Origin of the sequence: Streptomyces sp. NPDC051136, assembly GCF_044455745.1 — a bacterium.
In the GTDB taxonomy this organism is placed as follows: Bacteria; Actinomycetota; Actinomycetes; order Streptomycetales; family Streptomycetaceae; genus Streptomyces.
In genome coordinates, this window is record NZ_JBITFE010000011.1 from 1 (window position 1) to 17,182 (window position 17,182).

Consider the following 17,182-nt stretch of genomic DNA (forward strand, 5'->3'; position numbering starts at 1 on the left):
CTTGCGTTTCCGACTCTATCAGATCTTTCCGATCCGATTTCCTCGGTGCTTTCCAGGTTCTCGCTTTCGCGTTTCCCTTTCCGGCGGTTCCGACTTTATCAGAGATTCTGAGTCGGTATTTCCACCCTCCGGGGCGGCTCCGAGCCACGAAGTGGTCGGGTGCCCGTCCGAGCGGAGATGTAAACGTACTGGAGCGGGGCGCCTCGATGCAAATCGAGGCGCCCCGCTCCTGGTTGACGCTGTCGGCGAGCCGACGAACCGTCAGACCTCCACGACGACGGGCAGGATCATCGGCCGGCGCCGGTAGGTGTCCGAGACCCACTTGCCGAGGGTCCTGCGGATCAGCTGCTGGAGCTGGTGCGGCTCCACGACACCGTCCTGGGCCGAGCGCTCGAGCGCCTCGGTGATCTTGGGGAGCACCGCGGTGAAGGCCGAGTCCTCGATGCCCGAGCCGCGGGCCTGGACGTGCGGACCACCAGTGATCTTGCCGGTGGAGGAGTCCATGACCACGAAGACCGAGATGATGCCCTCGTCGCCGAGGATCTTCCGGTCCTTGAGAGCCGGTTCACCGACGTCGCCGACCGACAGGCCGTCGACGTAGACGTATCCCGCCTGGACCTTGCCGGTGATCTTCGCCTTGCCTTCGACCAGGTCGACCACCACGCCGTCCTCGGCGATGACGATGCGGTCGTGCGGGACTCCGGTCAGCGCGCCCAGCTCGGCGTTGGCGCGCAGGTGCCGCCATTCGCCGTGGACCGGCATGAGGTTCTTCGGGCGGCAGATGTTGTAGAAGTACAGCAGCTCGCCGGCCGAGGCGTGGCCCGAGACGTGGACCTTGGCGTTGCCCTTGTGGACGACGTTGGCGCCCCAGCGGGTCAGGCCGTTGATCACGCGGTACACCGCGTTCTCGTTGCCCGGGATGAGGGACGAGGCCAGGATCACCGTGTCGCCGTTGACGATGCGGATCTGGTGGTCGCGGTTGGCCATGCGGGACAGGGCCGCCATCGGTTCGCCCTGGGAGCCGGTGCAGACCAGGACGACCTCGCTGTCGGGCAGGTCGTCGAGCGTCTTGACGTCGACCACCAGGCCCGGCGGGACCTTCAGGTAGCCGAGGTCTCTCGCGATGCCCATGTTGCGGACCATGGAGCGGCCGACGAAGGCGACCCGGCGGCCGTACTCGTGCGCAGCGTCCAGGATCTGCTGGATGCGGTGGACGTGGCTGGCGAAGCTGGCCACGATGATCCGCTTGCGGGCGCCGGCGAAGACCTGCCGCAGGACGTTGGAGATGTCCCGCTCGGGCGGGACGAAGCCCGGCACCTCGGCGTTGGTCGAGTCGGCGAGGAGCAGGTCGATGCCCTCCTCGCTGAGCCGTGCGAACGCGTGCAGGTCCGTGAGGCGGCCGTCCAGCGGGAGCTGGTCCATCTTGAAGTCGCCGGTGTGGACGACCATGCCCGCCGGGGTGCGGATGGCGACGGCCAGCGCGTCCGGGATGGAGTGGTTGACCGCGACGAACTCGCAGTCGAAGGGACCGACGCGCTCACGGTGCCCCTCCGCCACCTCGAGGGTGTACGGGCGGATGCGGTGCTCCTGGAGCTTGGCCTCGATGAGCGCGAGGGTCAGCTTGGAGCCGATCAGCGGGATGTCCGGCTTCTCGCGCAGGAGGAAGGGGACGCCGCCGATGTGGTCCTCGTGGCCGTGGGTCAGGACGATGCCCTCGATGTCGTCGAGGCGGTCCCGGATGGACGAGAAGTCCGGCAGGATCAGGTCGATGCCGGGCTGCTCCTCCTCGGGGAAGAGCACGCCGCAGTCGACGATCAGCAGACGGCCGCCGTATTCGAAGACCGTCATGTTGCGGCCGATTTCGCCGAGGCCGCCCAGCGGCGTGACCCGCAGGCCGCCCTTGGGGAGCGCCGGGGGCCGGCCCAGTTCAGGATGCGGATGACTCAAAAGACTCTCCTCACCACACGCGCCACGTACCGGTGGGCACGTGGCGCGCATGACGTTCGTGCAGAAGCAGTTGTCGGTGGGGTGCGGGCACCGGTGGCCCGCCTATTCAGTTGTGAAGTCCGTCCGGTCGTGCGGTGGTGCGAAGTCTGATGTCAGAGCTGTACCCCGCCGGCGGCAAGATCGATCTTGAGCTGCTCGGTTTCCTCCGGCGTGAGGCCGACCATGGGGGCGCGCAGCGGACCGGCGGGCAGCCCCTGGAGGGCCAGCGCGGCCTTGGTGGTCATGACGCCCTGGGTGCGGAACATGCCGGTGAAGACCGGGAGCAGCTTCTGGTGGATCTCCAGCGCCTTCTGTACGTCACCCGCGACGTGCGCGTCCACCATGGCGCGCAGCTCCGGGGTGACGACGTGGCCGACGACGGAGACGAAGCCGACCGCGCCCACGGCGAGCAGCGGCAGGTTGAGCATGTCGTCGCCGGAGTACCAGGCGAGGCCGGAGCGCGCGATGGCCCAGCTCGCGCGGCCGAGGTCGCCCTTGGCGTCCTTGTTGGCGACGATCCGCGGGTGCTCGGCGAGGCGGACCAGGGTCTCGGTGTTGATCGGGACGCCGCTGCGGCCGGGGATGTCGTAGAGCATGACCGGCAGCGCCGAGGCGTCGGCGATCGCCTTGAAGTGCAGGTAGAGGCCCTCCTGCGGGGGCTTGTTGTAGTACGGCGTGACGAGCAGCAGGCCGTGTGCGCCGGCGCGCTCGGCGGCGTGGGCCAGCTCGATGCTGTGCTGGGTGTTGTTGGTGCCGACTCCGGCCACGACGTGCGCCCGGTCGCCGACGGCCTCCAGGACGGCTCGTACGAGGTCCGCTTTCTCCGCGTCGCTGGTGGTGGGCGACTCGCCGGTGGTGCCGTTGATGATCAGGCCGTCGTTGCCTGCGTCCACCAGGTGGGCGGCGAGTCGCTGGGCACCGTCGAGGTCGAGTGCGCCGTCCGCCGTGAAGGGCGTGACCATGGCGGTGAGGACCCGCCCGAAGGGGGTCTGCGGAGTGGAGGTCGGAGCCATGGGTTACACGCTACTCGTTGCTCAGGGCGGGGTCTGCCCTCGGGGGAGGCGGCAGGACGGTACGGAAGTGGAGCCCGGCACTGCCTGCTCGGGGGTTCAAGCAGTGCCGGGTCCCTTTGATCAGGCTAAGTGAACTTCTCCAAACGCCGCAATCCGGACACTTCGCATGGTTGATGGGTACATCTGTGCCCGGCCCGGCCGGCCCGGAGGTCGCGCGTTACGGCGCCACGCGGCCGTTGGCGTTGAAGGCGGCGTGGGTGAGCGGCATGAGGCGGGCCCACTCCTCCTCCATCTTCTCGCCGACCATCTCGATCTCCCGCTGCGGGAAGGACGGCACCTTCGCCAGCTCGTGCTGGGTGCGCAGGCCCAGGAAGTGCATCAGGGAGCGGGCGTTGCAGGTCGCGTACATCGAGGAGTACAGGCCGACGGGGAGCACCGCGCGGGCCACCTCGCGGGCGACCCCGGCGGCGAGCATCTGCTGGTACGTCGCGTAGGCCTGGCGGTAGGAGTCCTCCATCGCGCCGCCGACCAGCTCGTGCTGCTCGGGGGTGCCCTCGACGAAGACGTACTTGCCGGGGCGGCCCTGCTGCACCAGCTTGCGGGAGGCGTCGGGCACGTAGAAGACCGGCTGGAGCTCCCGGTAGCGGCCCGACTCCTCGTTGTAGGACCAGCCGACGCGGTGCCGCATGAACTCCCGGAAGACGAAGATCGGCGCGCTGACGAAGAAGGTCATCGAGTTGTGCTCGAACGGGCTGCCGTGCCGGTCCCGCATGAGGTAGTTGATCAGGCCCTTCGAGCGCTCCGGGTCCTTCTTAAGCTCGTCCAGGGACTGCTCCCCGGCGGTCGAGACGCGGGCGGCGAACAGCACGTCGGAGTCGGTCGCGGCGCTCTTGACCAGCTCTACGGTGATGTCGCTGCGCAGGTCGATCTTGAAATCGTCGGCGGGGGTGTCGGTCACGGTGTGGAGGGCCTTCCCATCTCGTCGCACGGCGCCCGTCGGGTCACTCGGCGCGCGTCTCCTCGCTTGGCGAGGCCACTCTACGGCCCGCCGTGGGGCGCCGAATCGGGCGTTCGGTGCCGTGCCGCGATGAAGTCGGTGAAACAGGGCACCTGGAGGGCGGTTCGTTCGTCTGTATGAGTAACAGCACTTGATTCCAGTCCCTGAAGGGAGACGCAGTCCCTATGATCCGCCGGCGTGAACCCGTGCCGTTCGCCTTCGTCGCCGAAGCCGACAGGTTCCGCAGCAATGTCACACCCCCGCCGCGCGAGCGGGCGTCCTTCGGCCAGCTGGCCGGACGCTGGCTGCTCGGCCTCACCGTCGCCGCCGGCCTCGTGGGCTCGCTGGTGATCGGGATGCCGGCCCTGTCGGCCGACCAGCCCGCTTCGCACAAGCAGCCGTCACAGGCGTCCGAGGGACGCTGAGGCGCGGCCACCGCTGTCGACCCGGCCTCCGTACGGGCCCCCGAGGGTGGTGACGGGAGACACAGGTCGGTAGCCTCACCGGGCACAACACTTGCCATGGAACGAGTGAGGACCAGCCGTGCCCCTGCCCTTCCTGACGGCCGACCGCGCCTTTGACACGGCCGACGACGTCGCGCTGCCGTTCGACGACCGCGACCTGTGGCGCCGGCCCTACCGGCCGGGACCGTGGCGCGTGGGGGCGGCGGCGCTGATGCTGCTGCTCGCCTCGTTCGTCCTGTTCGCGGCGGTCATCATCGCGGTGACGGGAGGGCCGTCCGCCGCCGGGCTGGTCTTCGGCATCGCGGCCGTCGTCATCGGGTGCGCCCTGCGGATGCTGCGCATGGGCGTGTGGGTGAGCGCGCACGGGGTGCGGCAGGTGGGCTTCTTCACCACGCGCACGGTGGCCTGGCAGCAGGTCGCCAGCGTGCGCACGGTGCAGCAGCCGGTGCGCTGGCTCGGGCTGCCGCGCACGGTGCAGGGCCAGGCGCTGCTGCTCGTGCGGCAGGGCCGGACGGCGGAGCCCATGGCGCCGCTGCTGACCACGCACAACTCCGACTTCCTCGCCCGCGACGGCGCCTTCAACCGGGCGGCCGACGCGGTGGAGGCGTGGGCGGCCGAGTACGGCCGGGGCTGAGCGCCGCACGACGAAAGGCCGGGGCCCGGACCGCAGCTGTGCGGTCCGGGCCCCGGCCTTTCGGCTGCCGCCCGCTCAGGCCACCTCGACGTGCTTGCCGTCGTGCAGGGCGATCGCCCGTTGCATCGCCTTGCGGGCGCGCGGGGTGTCGCGGGCGTCGTGGTAGGCGACGGCAAGGCGGAACCAGGTGCGCCAGTCGCCGGGGGCGTCCTCCGTCTCGGCCCTGCGCAGGGCGAAGACCTCGTCGGCGGACTCCCGGTCGACCCGGCCGCTCGGGGTGCGCTTCAGCTCGTCGACGGGCAGTCCGCCCTCGGCGTCGAGTTCGGCGGCGAGCTGGTTGGCCCTGCGGACGAACTGGGTGTTCTTCCACAGGAACCACAGGCCGATCACGGGCAGGATCAGCACCGCGACGCCGAAGGTGACCGTGAGGAGGGTGCCGGTTTTGATGAGCAGTACGCCGCGGCTGCCGACCAGGACGAAGTAGAAGACCAGGACGGCGGCCGTGACGAGGTAGGTGATCTTCGCGCGCATCGGGGTCGGGGCCTCAGTTCAGGTCCAGGAAGTGTTCCAGGCCGAAGGTGAGGCCCGGGGTGGTGACCACCCGGCGGGCGCCCAGCAGGATGCCCGGCATGAAGCTGCTGTGGTGCAGGGAGTCGTGCCGGACGGTGAGGGTCTCGCCCTCGCCGCCCAGCAGGACCTCCTGGTGGGCCAGCAGACCGCGCAGCCGGATCGCGTGGACCGGGACCCCGTCGACGTCCGCGCCGCGGGCGCCGTCCAGGGCGGTGGCAGTGGCGTCGGGCGCCGGTGCGGAGCCTGCCTTCTGCCGGGCCTGGGCGATCAGCTGGGCGGTGCGGGTGGCGGTGCCGCTGGGGGCGTCCACCTTGTTCGGGTGGTGCAGCTCGACGACCTCGACGGACTCGAAGTACGGGGCGGCGATCTGCGCGAACTTCATGGTGAGCACGGCCCCGATGGAGAAGTTCGGCGCGATGAGCACGCCGGTCTCCGGGGAGGCCTCCAGCCACGCGTTCAGCTGCGCGAGGCGCTCGTCGGTCCAGCCGGTGGTGCCGACGACGGCGTGGATGCCGTGGCGCACGCAGTAGTCCAGGTTGTCCATCACCGAGGCGGGAGTGGTCAGCTCGACGGCGACCTGGGCGCCGGACTCGGCCAGCGCCTCCAGGCCGTCTCCCCGGCCGAGGGCGGCGACCAGCTCCATGTCCTCGGCGGCCTCCACCGCCCGGACCGCCTCGGAGCCGATCCGGCCCTTGGCACCGAGGACGGCCACGCGCAGCTTGCTCATGTCACATGCTTCCTTCTCGAAAGGGACCGTCAGGCGACGGCGTCGTGCAGCCGGGCCGCCTGCTTGTCCTTGAGCGGGCCGATGACCGACAGGGACGGCCGGCGGCCCAGGACGTCACGGGCGACGGCACGGACGTCGTCCGGCGTGACCGAGGCTATCCGGGCCAGCATGTCGTCGACGGACATCTGCTCGCCCCAGCACAGCTCGCTCTTGCCGATGCGGTTCATCAGCGCGCCCGTGTCCTCCAGGCCGAGGACCGTGGAGCCCTGGAGCTGGCCGACGGCACGGCCGATCTCGTCGTCGGTGAGGCCGTGCTCGGCGACGTGGTCCAGCTCGTCGCGGCAGATCTTGAGCACGTCGTGCACCTGGGAGGGCCGGCAGCCCGCGTACACGCCGAAGAGACCGCAGTCGGCGAAGCCCGACGTGTACGAGTACACGCTGTACGCCAGGCCGCGCTTCTCGCGGACCTCCTGGAAGAGGCGCGAGGACATGCCGCCGCCGAGGGCGGTGTTGAGCACGCCCATCGCCCAGCGGCGCTCGTCGGTGCGGGCCAGACCCGGCATACCGAGGATGACGTGGGCCTGCTCGGTCTTTCGGCCGATCAGCTCGACGCGGCCGGCGGCTCGGACGGTGCGCCGGCCGTCGCGCGGGGCGAGCGGCTGGGCCACCGGGTCCTTGAGGGCGCCGGCCTTCTCGAAGGCCGCACGCACCTGCCGTACGACCTTGTTGTGGTCGACGTTGCCCGCCGCGGCGACCACGAGGTGGGTGGGGTCGTAGTGCTTCCTGTAGAAGCGGCGGATGCGCTCGGCGGTGAGGGCATTGACCGTGTCGACGGTGCCGAGGACGGGGCGGCCCAGCGCGCTGTCGCCGAACATGGTGTGCGCGAAGAGGTCGTGCACGCAGTCGCCGGGGTCGTCCTCGGTCATCGCGATCTCCTCGAGGATGGCGCCGCGCTCGACGTCGACGTCCTCCTCCTGGATCAGCGAGCCGGTCAGCATGTCGCAGACGACGTCGATGGCGAGCGGCAGGTCGGTGTCGAGCACGCGCGCGTAGTAGCACGTGTACTCCTTCGCCGTGAACGCGTTCATCTCGCCGCCGACCGCGTCGATGGCGGAGGAGATGTCCAGGGCGCTGCGCTTGCGGGTGCCCTTGAAGAGCAGGTGCTCCAGGTAGTGGGTGGCGCCGTTCAGCGCGGGGGTCTCGTCGCGGGAGCCGACGTGGGCCCAGATGCCGAAGGTCGCCGAGCGGACCGAGGGCAGGGTCTCGGTGACGATGCGCAGGCCGCCGGGGAGGGTCGTCCTGCGGACCGTGCCGATGCCGTGCTCACCCTTGATGAGCGTTTGGGTACGGGCGACGGCCCGCGCCTCCGAGGAGGTGCGGGCCGTCGCCTTGGCGCTACGGGACGTCACTTGTCGGCGTCGTCCTTCTTGTCGTCGCCCTCTTCGCCCTCGATCACGGGGATGAGGGAGAGCTTGCCGCGGGAGTCGATCTCGGCGATCTCGACCTGGACCTTGGCGCCCACGCCGAGCACGTCCTCGACGTTCTCCACGCGCTTGCCGCCGGCGAGCTTGCGGATCTGCGAGATGTGCAGCAGACCGTCCTTGCCGGGCAGCAGGGAGACGAACGCGCCGAAGGTGGTCGTCTTGACGACCGTGCCCAGGTAGCGCTCGCCGACCTCGGGCATGGTCGGGTTGGCGATGCCGTTGATCGTGGCGCGCGCGGCCTCGGCCTGCGAGCCCTGGGCGGCACCGATGTAGATGGTGCCGTCGTCCTCGATCGTGATGTCGGCGCCCGTGTCCTCCTGGATCTGGTTGATCATCTTGCCCTTGGGGCCGATGACCTCACCGATCTTGTCGACGGGGATCTTCACGGTGATGATCCGCGGCGCGTTCGGGGACATCTCGTCCGGCGTGTCGATCGCTTCCATCATCACGTCGAGGATGTGGAGGCGGGCGTCACGGGCCTGCTTGAGCGCGGCGGCCAGGACGGAGGCGGGGATGCCGTCCAGCTTGGTGTCGAGCTGGAGGGCGGTCACGAACTCCTTGGTGCCGGCGACCTTGAAGTCCATGTCGCCGAAGGCGTCCTCCGCACCGAGGATGTCGGTGAGGGCGACGTAGTGCGTCTCGCCGTTGATCTCCTGGGAGATCAGGCCCATGGCGATGCCGGCGACGGGGGCCTTCAGCGGCACACCGGCGTTCAGCAGCGACATGGTGGAGGCGCAGACCGAGCCCATGGACGTCGAACCGTTGGAGCCGAGGGCCTCGGACACCTGGCGGATCGCGTAGGGGAACTCCTCGCGCGTCGGCAGCACCGGCACGATGGCGCGCTCGGCGAGGGCGCCGTGGCCGATCTCGCGGCGCTTCGGGGAGCCGACGCGGCCGGTCTCGCCGACGGAGTACGGCGGGAAGTTGTAGTTGTGCATGTAGCGCTTGCGGGTCACCGGGGAGAGGGTGTCCAGCTGCTGCTCCATGCGGAGCATGTTCAGGGTCGTGACGCCCAGGATCTGGGTCTCGCCACGCTCGAACAGGGCGGAGCCGTGCACGCGCGGGATGGCCTCGACCTCGGCGGCCAGGGTGCGGATGTCTGTGACACCGCGGCCGTCGATGCGCTTCTTCTCCTTGATGACGCGCTCGCGGACCAGGGACTTGGTCAGCGCGCGGTACGCGGCGGAGATCTCCTTCTCGCGGCCCTCGAACTCCGGCAGGAGCTTCTCGGCGGCGATGCCCTTGACGCGGTCCAGCTCGGCCTCGCGCTCCTGCTTGCCGGCGATGGTGAGCGCCTGGGCCAGCTCGGGGCGGACGGCGCCGGTCAGCGCCTCGAGGACGTCGTCCTGGAAGTCCAGGAAGATCGGGAACTCGCCGGTCGGCTTGGCGGCCTTGGCGGCGAGGTCGGCCTGGGCGCGGCAGAGCACCTTGATGAAGGGCTTCGCGGCCTCGAGACCGGCGGCGACGACCTCCTCGGTGGGCGCCTCGGCGCCGCCCTCGACCAGCTTGACGGTCTTCTCGGTGGCCTCGGCCTCGACCATCATGATCGCGACGTCGCCGTCCTCCAGGGCGCGGCCCGCGACGACCATGTCGAAGACGGCGTCCTCGAGCTCGGTGTGCGTCGGGAAGGCCACCCACTGGCCGCGGATCAGCGCGACGCGGACGCCGCCGATCGGGCCGGAGAAGGGCAGGCCGGCCAGCTGCGTCGACGCGGACGCGGCGTTGATCGCCACGACGTCGTACAGGTGGTCGGGGTTGAGGGCCATGACCGTGGCCACGACCTGGATCTCGTTGCGCAGGCCCTTCTTGAAGGACGGGCGCAGCGGGCGGTCGATCAGGCGGCAGGTGAGGACCGCGTCCTCTGAGGGCCGGCCCTCACGGCGGAAGAAGCTGCCGGGGATCTTGCCGGCGGCGTACATCCGCTCCTCGACGTCCACCGTGAGCGGGAAGAAGTCGAGCTGGTCCTTCGGGTTCTTGGAGGCGCTGGTGGCCGACAGCACCATGGTGTCGTCGTCCAGGTACGCCACGGCGGAACCGGCGGCCTGACGGGCCAGACGGCCCGTCTCGAAGCGGATGGTGCGGGTGCCGAACGCGCCGTTGTCGATCACGGCTTCGGCGTAGTGGGTCTCGTTCTCCACTAGTGATTTCTCCGATACTTTGTCGTCTTTTGTCCCGCGCCGCCCGTGTGGCGGGGGGACGATGCCGGAGAAGCGTTCCGTGCAATGCGGGCCGGTCTTCGATCGAAGCACCCGGGGATCTGCCCCCGGGGGCCACTACCGAGGACCGGCGGCGGCGTGAGGTCCGCTTCTCCTCGTACGTCTGGTGTTCTGCTACCACACTACAAAGGTGCGGCGACAGTGCGCACGTACAGCAAAGGGAGCGGCCCCCTCGAGTCGGGAACCGCTCCCTTCACGGCGTGCTATCGGGCGCCCGCCGCACCGCGACGGATGCCGAGGCGCTCGACCAGCGCACGGAAGCGCTGGATGTCCTTCTTGGCGAGGTACTGCAGCAGCCGGCGACGCTGGCCGACCAGGATCAGCAGACCACGACGGGAGTGGTGGTCGTGCTTGTGGGCCTTGAGGTGCTCGGTCAGGTCGGAGATCCGACGGGACAGCAGAGCGACCTGGACCTCGGGGGAGCCGGTGTCGCCCTCCTTGGTACCGAACTCGGTGATGATCTGCTTCTTCACTGCGGCGTCGAGCGACACGCGTACTCCTCTTGGTCTGTGACTGGCCACCGAGTGCCCCCGGTCTACGTCTCGGGGGATCTTCCACGACTCGGAAGGCGGGGATCCGCTGGGCGCGGCCTCCAGGGCCTGGGGCTCCGGGGGCGCGTACACATACGGCCGTCACACAGGGTACCAGTCGGGAGACACCGCCCTTCCCGATCCCCCGGCCCGGGCGGTTGGCGGACGCCTTGGCCGCCGCGGGCGACCTGACACGTGCCCTCGACGGCGCCCGTGTGCGAGGTGATCTTCTGCGTGCGGCGTTCCGAGTGCCGCGACGGACCGGGGCGGGGATCCAGGGCAGGCGCGCAGTGGGCGCGGGGAGCCCGAAGCGCACGGTGGACGTCTTCGGGCAGAGGGAGTCGTGATCTCGACGAGTCGCTGAATCGGATGTCGAATCGAGAAGTCACATCGAGATGTCAAGGAGTCGACAGCGCCGTCACTCCCTGCCTGGTGAGAGGTGTGCGAACCGCACTGCGGCCGGAGGGGCAGCAAGTAGGGTGGCCGCACAGTTCGTTGGCGCAGCAGGAAGGACCGGAGCCCCGATGGCCGATGTCGAGGACAAGGAACTCCGAGCACGCAAGGACAGGGAGCGGGACGAGCTCTACGCCCTGGACATCTCCGGCGTCGAATGGCACAGCGCGCCCGGCACCGAGACCCACGAGGAACGGGTCGAGATCGCCTACCTCCCGGACGGCGCGGTCGCCATGCGGTCGTCCCTCGACCCGGACACCGTGCTGCGGTACACCGAGGCGGAGTGGCGGGCGTTCGTGCTCGGCGCGCGGGACGGGGAGTTCGACCTGGAGCCGGCGCCTCGGGAGAGCGGGAACGACGCCGGCTGACGCCTCGGCCGGGCGGACGCTGCTGCCCCGCAGGATGGACTGATCACCAGGTGTCCCACCCCGCCCGTCCGCACGGGGCCGGTCCGTCAGGGCTTCTTCGGTGCGCTGCTGCCGATGCCCAGTACGAGGTAGCTCCACTGCTTGGTCTTGGGCTCGGCCGGTCCGTTCGCGGCCTTGACGCCGAAGAAGAGGCGGCCGTTCTGGACGACGATGTCGTTCTCGTTCGTCCCCGTCATCATCTGCGCCTCGCTCGGCAGGCCGAAGTAGAAGTACGGCACCTCCTCGTCCGTCGCCGGATCCAGGGCGACCAGGGCGTTCGGTGCGATGTCGTCGTTGCTCAGCCGCAGGGCGAGAAGCTGGTCGCCGCTCATGCGCACCGGGAAGAGCAGCGCCCCGGGGCCGGAGTCGAACTTCTTGATGGTGTTCCCGGTGGCGAGGTCGAAGCCGATGATCCAGTTGGAGGTCTGCTTCTCGAGCTGGTCCTTGCTGCGGATGAAGACCTCGTCCTTCCCGACGGCGATGGTCGGGCAGTCGTCGATCAGGAGGTAGTCGGTGAGGGAACACTCGGCGGCGTAGGCGCCGTTGCGCAGACTGATGGTGGCGCGGTTGCGACCCCGGTCGTCGAGGGAGATGAGGTCGGTGACCACGGTGTCACCGGCGGACACAGCGATGACCGCCGGATCGACCGAGGGCACGTCGAGGGTGCGGACGCCCTTGGCCGCGGAGTACGTCCACCGGGCCTCGCCCGTCGCCGGGTCCAGCTTGCGCAGCTTGTACGTGACGTTCTGCGGGGAGCCCGCGGGAAGGCTTTCGTCGCCGCTCCAGCACTCCTCCCGGACGATCAGACCGCGGCCGCCGGCGACGCCCATGTCCTGGCAGGGGGCGGTGGTCGTCGTGGTCCAGCGGGTGGCGCCCTCCTTCATGTCGTACCCGACGGTGCCGCCGCCCCAGGTGACGGCGACCGTGCCGTGCGCGAGGGCGACGCCGGGCCGGTCCTTGTCGGTGCCCGCCACGTCGCCTGACTCGCGCCCGGCCGCGGAGACGGGGAACTTGGCCTCCCAGACCAGGCGGCCGTCGTCGAGGTCGACGAGGGCGACCTGGTTGCAGAGGGCCTCCTCCGCCCAGTCGTTGGCCCGGAAGAGGACGGCGGTGCGGTGGTCGCCGGTGACGTGGCGTGTGTAGCCGCAGATCGGGCCGTCGAGTTCGAGCCGCCACTTCTCGTCGCCGGGCGCGGCGTCGGTGCCGACGGCCAGACCGACGAGGGTCTTGTTGATGCCTTTGGCGAGGATGCGGTCCGTGGCCCACATCCCGGGCATCTCCACGTGTTCCCCGGTCTTCATGTCGTCCACCGAGAAGCGGAACGCCATCTGGCCGTTGGTGCTCGCGGGCGGCTTCTCGACCGTCTCGCGGACGTCGAGCGGGCCCTGCGCGATCGGATCCCGGGACTTGCCCGGTGTGTCGGAGGCCCCGCCGTCGCGTCCCCACAGCAGCCAGCCGCCGGTGCCCAACGCCCCGGCCAGGACCACCGCGAGCAGCACGATCAGCAGCTTTCGGGGGCCCCTTCGCCCCGTGCTGCCCCCTCCGGGGCCGTGCGGGCCGGGCCGGCTCTCCGCGGAATCAGCGGCGGTCGGGGGTCCTGAGGGCATGGACGGGGGGCGGGCCGAAGCTCACTCGGGGCCTCTTCCTCTTCTCTGGGAATTCCGGCGGTTCCGGGGGGAATTCCGGCAACGGGACGACGGAGATCGCCACCAACTATGCCGGGCTCGTGATCACTCGATGGAACCGGGTGGTGACGGGCGGAGTCATCCTCCGTACGGGGGTGGGCAGATGAACGACGTAATGCTTCCCGGACGCCTGTGGCGCGACGGGCGGGACTTCCGGGGGAGGGCAGGGGCTGCCGGGGCGGGGCTCGCGATGATTAGGCTGGTGTCGGGCGCGACACCAGAACCCGGGAGCGGGCGTCGGCGTCCCAGGGGGAGGACCGGTGGATCGGACGACCTCGGACCATTCCGAAAGACAAGCAAGGGTCGCCCCAGCACGGCTTGAGGGTGCTCGACCACACCAGGAGGAACTGTGAGCAGCGATCGGGACGGGACGCGCGGGGGCTGGGCTACACCCGGCGATGACCAACCCGACGCGGAGTCCTCCATCGAGACGACCGGTGAGTTCACCATCGACTACGCGCCGCCCGCCTGGTACACGCAGAACGCGTCCGGTGACGGGGGGCAGGAGGAGGAGAGCGAGGGGTCCGGGTCTTCTTCCGAGTCTTCTACCGGGACCTCCTCCGGGTCCTTTCCCGAGCCGTCTTCAGAGCCCTCTTCCGGGTCGTCCGCTTCCACCGGACCTTCGGGAGCATCCGGTCCGGCTGCTCCACGTGGTCCGGTTCCGCCCTTGCCCGGGCTGACTCCGCCGCCGCACGCGACACCCAACGGGGCTTCGCCCGTTCCTGCTCCCGCTCCGGGTGCGCCGTTCACGCCGCCGCCTCCGGCGCCCGCTCCGGGTGCCGCCTTCACGCCGCCTCCGCCGCCGGGGCCGGGTGTGCCGTTCACGCCCCCCGCGCCGCCGAGCGCGGGACCGGCCGGAGTGCCCCGGCTGCCCGTGGGGAGCGGGTTCGAGCCGCAGCCTCCGCCGGTGCCCCAGCAGTCGCCGGTGCCGGAGCCCGAGGACGGACCGGCGGCGCAGGTGCAGACACCGGAGCCGGAGTCGCAGGCCCCGGCCGACCGGGCGCCGGGCGCGGATTCCGCGTCTCCCACGGCCCTGTCGGCGTTTCCGGCCGGTGGGTTCCAGCTCCAGGCCCCCACACCGCCGCCGCCGGCCGAGGAGCCCGAGCCTGCCGTCGCCCCCGCGCCTGTCGCCGAGCCGGAGCCTGCCGTCACGCCCGAGGCGGCGGCCGAGCCCGAGCCCGACGTCGACGACCTCGGCAGCGGGGATCTGGACAGCGGTGCCACCATGCGGTTCTCCGCGGTCGCCCTGAAGCGCGCGATCGCCGAACGGGCCGCTGCGGAGGACGCTTCCGGGGCGGAGACCTCGGACAGCTCTCCCGCGGTCACGGACGACGCCCCGGAGACCGGTCGCGCCGACGGTGCCGAAAACACCGATGCGGGAGCCGCGGACGCCGACGCCGACGCCGACGCCGTTTCCGAGAAGGCCTCCGGCGACGCCCCCGAGGAAGTCCCCGGCGCCGGGGGCAGCGACGTGGACGACGTCCGCCCCGATGTGCCTGTCCAGGACGCCGAGCCGGAGCCGGCCGCCCCGGCCGCCGAGCCCGGCCCCGACCTCGACGCCGGGGCCGAGGACGACCCCGCGGACAGCGTTCCCGCGCCGGGCGAGCCCGAGGACGCGGTGCCGTCCGACGCCGCACCGCCGGCCGACAGCTCGCCTCAGGGCGCCGTTCCGCAGGACGCCGTTCCGCAGGACGCACCGCCTCCCGCTCCGGCACCGGCACCGGCACCGGCACCGGCACCGGGCGGAATGCCGCCGCTGCCTCCGTCGTACCCGCCGGTCGCGCCCGCGCCGGCCCAGCAGTGGCCCGTGCAGCCCCAGCCCGCCCCGGCTGTTCCGGAGCAGCCCTCCGGGCCGGCCCAGCAGCCTTCGTTCCAGCCGCAGGCTCCGCAGCCGGCGCCCGCCGCCTGGAACCAGCCGGCCGCCGCGCCCGACCCGGCGACCGCACCGCCCGCTCCCCCGGCCCCGGGGACCGGTTACGGCTTCCCGCAGCCCGGTGCACAGGCTCCCCAGCAGCACCCGCAGCATCACTCCCCCGCCCAGCCGGGCGGATACGGCTTCCCGCAGGCGCCGTACGGCCAGCCGCAGCAGCCGTACCCCGGCATGCCCCAGCCGGGACAGCAGGGGCACCCGGCACCGCAGGCACCGCAGGTGCCACCGGCCCAGGCAGGTCAGCCGGGCCACCCGGGCCAGGCCCCGGACGCACCCCACGCCATGCAGCCGCCCCAGACGATGCAGCCGCCCGCGCAGCAGCCCCAGCAGCCGGGACAGCAGCCGGAGCAACACCAGGCCCACCAGCCGCTCCAGCCCCACCCGCAGGCACCGCAGCCTCAGCCCCAGCTGCCGGCGCAGCAGCAGCCGCAGCAGCCGCAGCACCCCGAGCCGCCCGCCGATCCCCGGCTCGGTGCCGCCTGGCCGCAGCCCATGCAGCACGACCAGCGGCAGCCCACCAACCCGGGGGCGGCGCCGCTCGGTTACACGGCTGCCGTGGAGCTGTCGTCCGACCGGCTGCTCAACAACAAGCGGCAGAAGGCGAGGAGCAGCCGTCCCGCGGCCGGCGGTTCGCGGTTCAAGCTGGGCGGGAAGAAGGAAGAGGCCGAGCGGCAGCGGAAGTTGGACCTGATCCGCACGCCGGTGCTGTCCTGCTACCGCATCGCCGTCATCAGCCTCAAGGGCGGCGTCGGCAAGACGACCACCACCACCGCGCTCGGCTCCACGCTCGCCACCGAGCGGCAGGACAAGATCCTCGCGATCGACGCCAACCCGGACGCCGGTACGCTCGGCCGCCGGGTGCGCCGGGAGACCGGGGCCACCATCCGTGACCTCGTCCAGGCGATCCCGTACCTCAACTCGTACATGGACATCAGGCGGTTCACCTCGCAGGCCTCGTCCGGTCTGGAGATCATCGCCAACGACGTCGACCCGGCCGTGTCCACGGCCTTCAACGACGAGGACTACCGGCGCGCGATCGACGTGCTCGGTCAGCAGTACCCGATCATCCTCACCGACTCGGGCACCGGTCTCCTCTACAGCGCCATGCGCGGTGTGCTGGACCTCGCGGACCAGCTCATCATCATCTCGACGCCGTCCGTGGACGGTGCGAGCAGCGCCAGTACGACCCTGGACTGGCTGTCCGCGCACGGGTACGCCGACCTCGTCTCCCGGTCGATCACGGTCATCTCCGGGGTCCGCGAGACCGGCAAGATGATCAAGGTCGATGACATCGTGGGGCACTTCCAGACGCGGTGCCGGGGTGTGGTCGTGGTGCCGTTCGACGAGCACCTGGCCGCCGGCGCCGAGGTCGACCTGGACATGATGCGGCCGAAGGTGCGGGAGGCGTACTTCAACCTGGCGGCGATGGTCGCCGAGGACTTCGTGCGTCACCAGCAGTCGCACGGCCTGTGGACGTCCGACGGCAACCCGCCGCCGGTGGCCGCCCCGCCCATGCCGGGCCACGCGATGCCGCCGCAGCCGATGCCGGGCCAGGCCGTTCCGGGCCAGCCGGTGCCGGGTCAGGCGGTGCCGGGCCAGCCGATGCCCCCGCAGCAGCCGGGGCAGCCGTACCCGCCGCAGCCGGGGCCCGGAGCCGGACCGCAGCAGCCGTATCCCCAGCCGGGTTACGGCCAGCCCCACGCCCAGCAGCCCGGATACGGGTACCCGCCGCCACAAGGACAGCCGGGACAGCAGGGGCAGCCGGGACAGCCCGGGCAGGCGCCGCCTCCTCCGCCCCAGCAGTAGCTCGACCCGCCTCCGAAGGCCCGCACCGTCCCCGACGGTGCGGGCCTTCGTGCGTGTGCGAACGACAACGTCCGCCCCAGCCGTCACGCTCTCACCAGCAAGGCGCCAGTGGTCTGCGCCAATGAGGGTCACGCATCGGACAAGTAGCCGTTTCCGCAGGCCACATGGGGTTTGACATACCGTTGACGCGCGCAGACTGCCGCTGGTAGACACACATGTCGTTCCGCGTTCACCACCGTTCAAGCCCGCCTCACGCGAGGGCGCCCAGGCGTCTGCGCGT

At 70.9% G+C, this 17,182-nt stretch carries 13 protein-coding genes; 4 read left to right on the forward strand and 9 right to left on the reverse strand.

What is annotated here, in order from left to right; genetic code table 11:
• Window positions 1-261 precede the first annotated feature (261 nt).
• The 3 genes from ACIBCJ_RS28805 to thyX form a co-directional block, all read right to left on the reverse strand.
• Window positions 262-1,947: a ribonuclease J gene (locus ACIBCJ_RS28805; RefSeq protein WP_133889377.1), complete on the reverse strand. Its 1,686-nt coding sequence runs from the start codon at window positions 1,945-1,947 to the stop codon at window positions 262-264.
• A 152-nt stretch (window positions 1,948-2,099) separates the two neighbouring features.
• A complete protein-coding gene (gene dapA, locus ACIBCJ_RS28810) occupies window positions 2,100-2,999 on the reverse strand; it encodes a 4-hydroxy-tetrahydrodipicolinate synthase (protein WP_365981538.1) in 900 nt (299 codons plus the stop codon).
• Between the two features lie 217 nt (window positions 3,000-3,216).
• Window positions 3,217-3,957: an FAD-dependent thymidylate synthase gene (thyX, locus tag ACIBCJ_RS28815; RefSeq protein WP_362107514.1), complete on the reverse strand. Its 741-nt coding sequence runs from the start codon at window positions 3,955-3,957 to the stop codon at window positions 3,217-3,219.
• 224 nt (window positions 3,958-4,181) lie between these two features.
• On the opposite strand from thyX, the gene ACIBCJ_RS28820 reads away from it, so the two are divergent.
• Entirely contained in the window at window positions 4,182-4,421 is a 240-nt protein-coding gene (locus ACIBCJ_RS28820; protein WP_133889380.1) for a hypothetical protein, read from the forward strand.
• Window positions 4,422-4,539: 118 nt separating this feature from the next.
• Entirely contained in the window at window positions 4,540-5,094 is a 555-nt protein-coding gene (locus tag ACIBCJ_RS28825) for a hypothetical protein (protein ID WP_362107517.1), read from the forward strand.
• A 75-nt stretch (window positions 5,095-5,169) separates the two neighbouring features.
• Here ACIBCJ_RS28825 and ACIBCJ_RS28830 read toward each other — a convergent pair whose 3' ends face one another.
• The 5 genes from ACIBCJ_RS28830 to rpsO all read right to left on the reverse strand — a co-directional run bounded on the left by ACIBCJ_RS28830 (window position 5,170) and on the right by rpsO (window position 10,582).
• Entirely contained in the window at window positions 5,170-5,625 is a 456-nt protein-coding gene (locus ACIBCJ_RS28830) for a hypothetical protein (protein WP_362107520.1), read from the reverse strand.
• A 13-nt stretch (window positions 5,626-5,638) separates the two neighbouring features.
• The gene (dapB, locus tag ACIBCJ_RS28835; protein ID WP_365981537.1) at window positions 5,639-6,391 is read right to left on the reverse strand and encodes a 4-hydroxy-tetrahydrodipicolinate reductase; all 753 of its coding nucleotides are present in this window, start codon (window positions 6,389-6,391) and stop codon (window positions 5,639-5,641) included.
• Between the two features lie 29 nt (window positions 6,392-6,420).
• Window positions 6,421-7,800 carry a pitrilysin family protein gene (locus ACIBCJ_RS28840; protein WP_362107526.1) on the reverse strand — a complete coding sequence of 460 codons (1,380 nt, stop codon included), beginning with the start codon at window positions 7,798-7,800 and terminating at the stop codon, window positions 6,421-6,423.
• Window positions 7,797-10,013, reverse strand: coding sequence for a polyribonucleotide nucleotidyltransferase (locus ACIBCJ_RS28845; protein ID WP_362107529.1), 2,217 nt, complete (start codon window positions 10,011-10,013; stop codon window positions 7,797-7,799). Before ACIBCJ_RS28845 ends, ACIBCJ_RS28840 begins: the two co-directional genes overlap by 4 nt.
• A 281-nt stretch (window positions 10,014-10,294) precedes the next feature.
• A complete protein-coding gene (gene rpsO / locus ACIBCJ_RS28850; RefSeq protein WP_362107532.1) occupies window positions 10,295-10,582 on the reverse strand; it encodes a 30S ribosomal protein S15 in 288 nt (95 codons plus the stop codon).
• A 563-nt stretch (window positions 10,583-11,145) separates the two neighbouring features.
• On the opposite strand from rpsO, the gene ACIBCJ_RS28855 reads away from it, so the two are divergent.
• Window positions 11,146-11,442: a DUF397 domain-containing protein gene (locus tag ACIBCJ_RS28855; RefSeq protein ID WP_362107535.1), complete on the forward strand. Its 297-nt coding sequence runs from the start codon at window positions 11,146-11,148 to the stop codon at window positions 11,440-11,442.
• An 86-nt stretch (window positions 11,443-11,528) separates the two neighbouring features.
• Here the strand turns inward: ACIBCJ_RS28855 and ACIBCJ_RS28860 are convergent, their stop codons facing one another.
• A complete protein-coding gene (locus ACIBCJ_RS28860; RefSeq protein ID WP_365981536.1) occupies window positions 11,529-12,980 on the reverse strand; it encodes a PQQ-binding-like beta-propeller repeat protein in 1,452 nt (483 codons plus the stop codon).
• Window positions 12,981-13,515: 535 nt separating this feature from the next.
• On the opposite strand from ACIBCJ_RS28860, the gene ACIBCJ_RS28865 reads away from it, so the two are divergent.
• Window positions 13,516-16,902 carry an SCO5717 family growth-regulating ATPase gene (locus ACIBCJ_RS28865; protein ID WP_365981535.1) on the forward strand — a complete coding sequence of 1,129 codons (3,387 nt, stop codon included), beginning with the start codon at window positions 13,516-13,518 and terminating at the stop codon, window positions 16,900-16,902.
• Window positions 16,903-17,182: the final 280 nt, after the last annotated feature.

Coding starts and splice junctions, on each gene's coding strand:
- ACIBCJ_RS28820 (WP_133889380.1), top strand. CDS start 4,182: ATGATCCGCCGGCGTGAACCCGTGCCGTTCGCCTTCGTCGCCGAAGCC.
- ACIBCJ_RS28830 (WP_362107520.1), bottom strand. CDS start 5,625: ATGCGCGCGAAGATCACCTACCTCGTCACGGCCGCCGTCCTGGTCTTC.
- ACIBCJ_RS28855 (WP_362107535.1), top strand. CDS start 11,146: ATGGCCGATGTCGAGGACAAGGAACTCCGAGCACGCAAGGACAGGGAG.
- dapA (WP_365981538.1), bottom strand. CDS start 2,999: ATGGCTCCGACCTCCACTCCGCAGACCCCCTTCGGGCGGGTCCTCACC.
- dapB (WP_365981537.1), bottom strand. CDS start 6,391: ATGAGCAAGCTGCGCGTGGCCGTCCTCGGTGCCAAGGGCCGGATCGGC.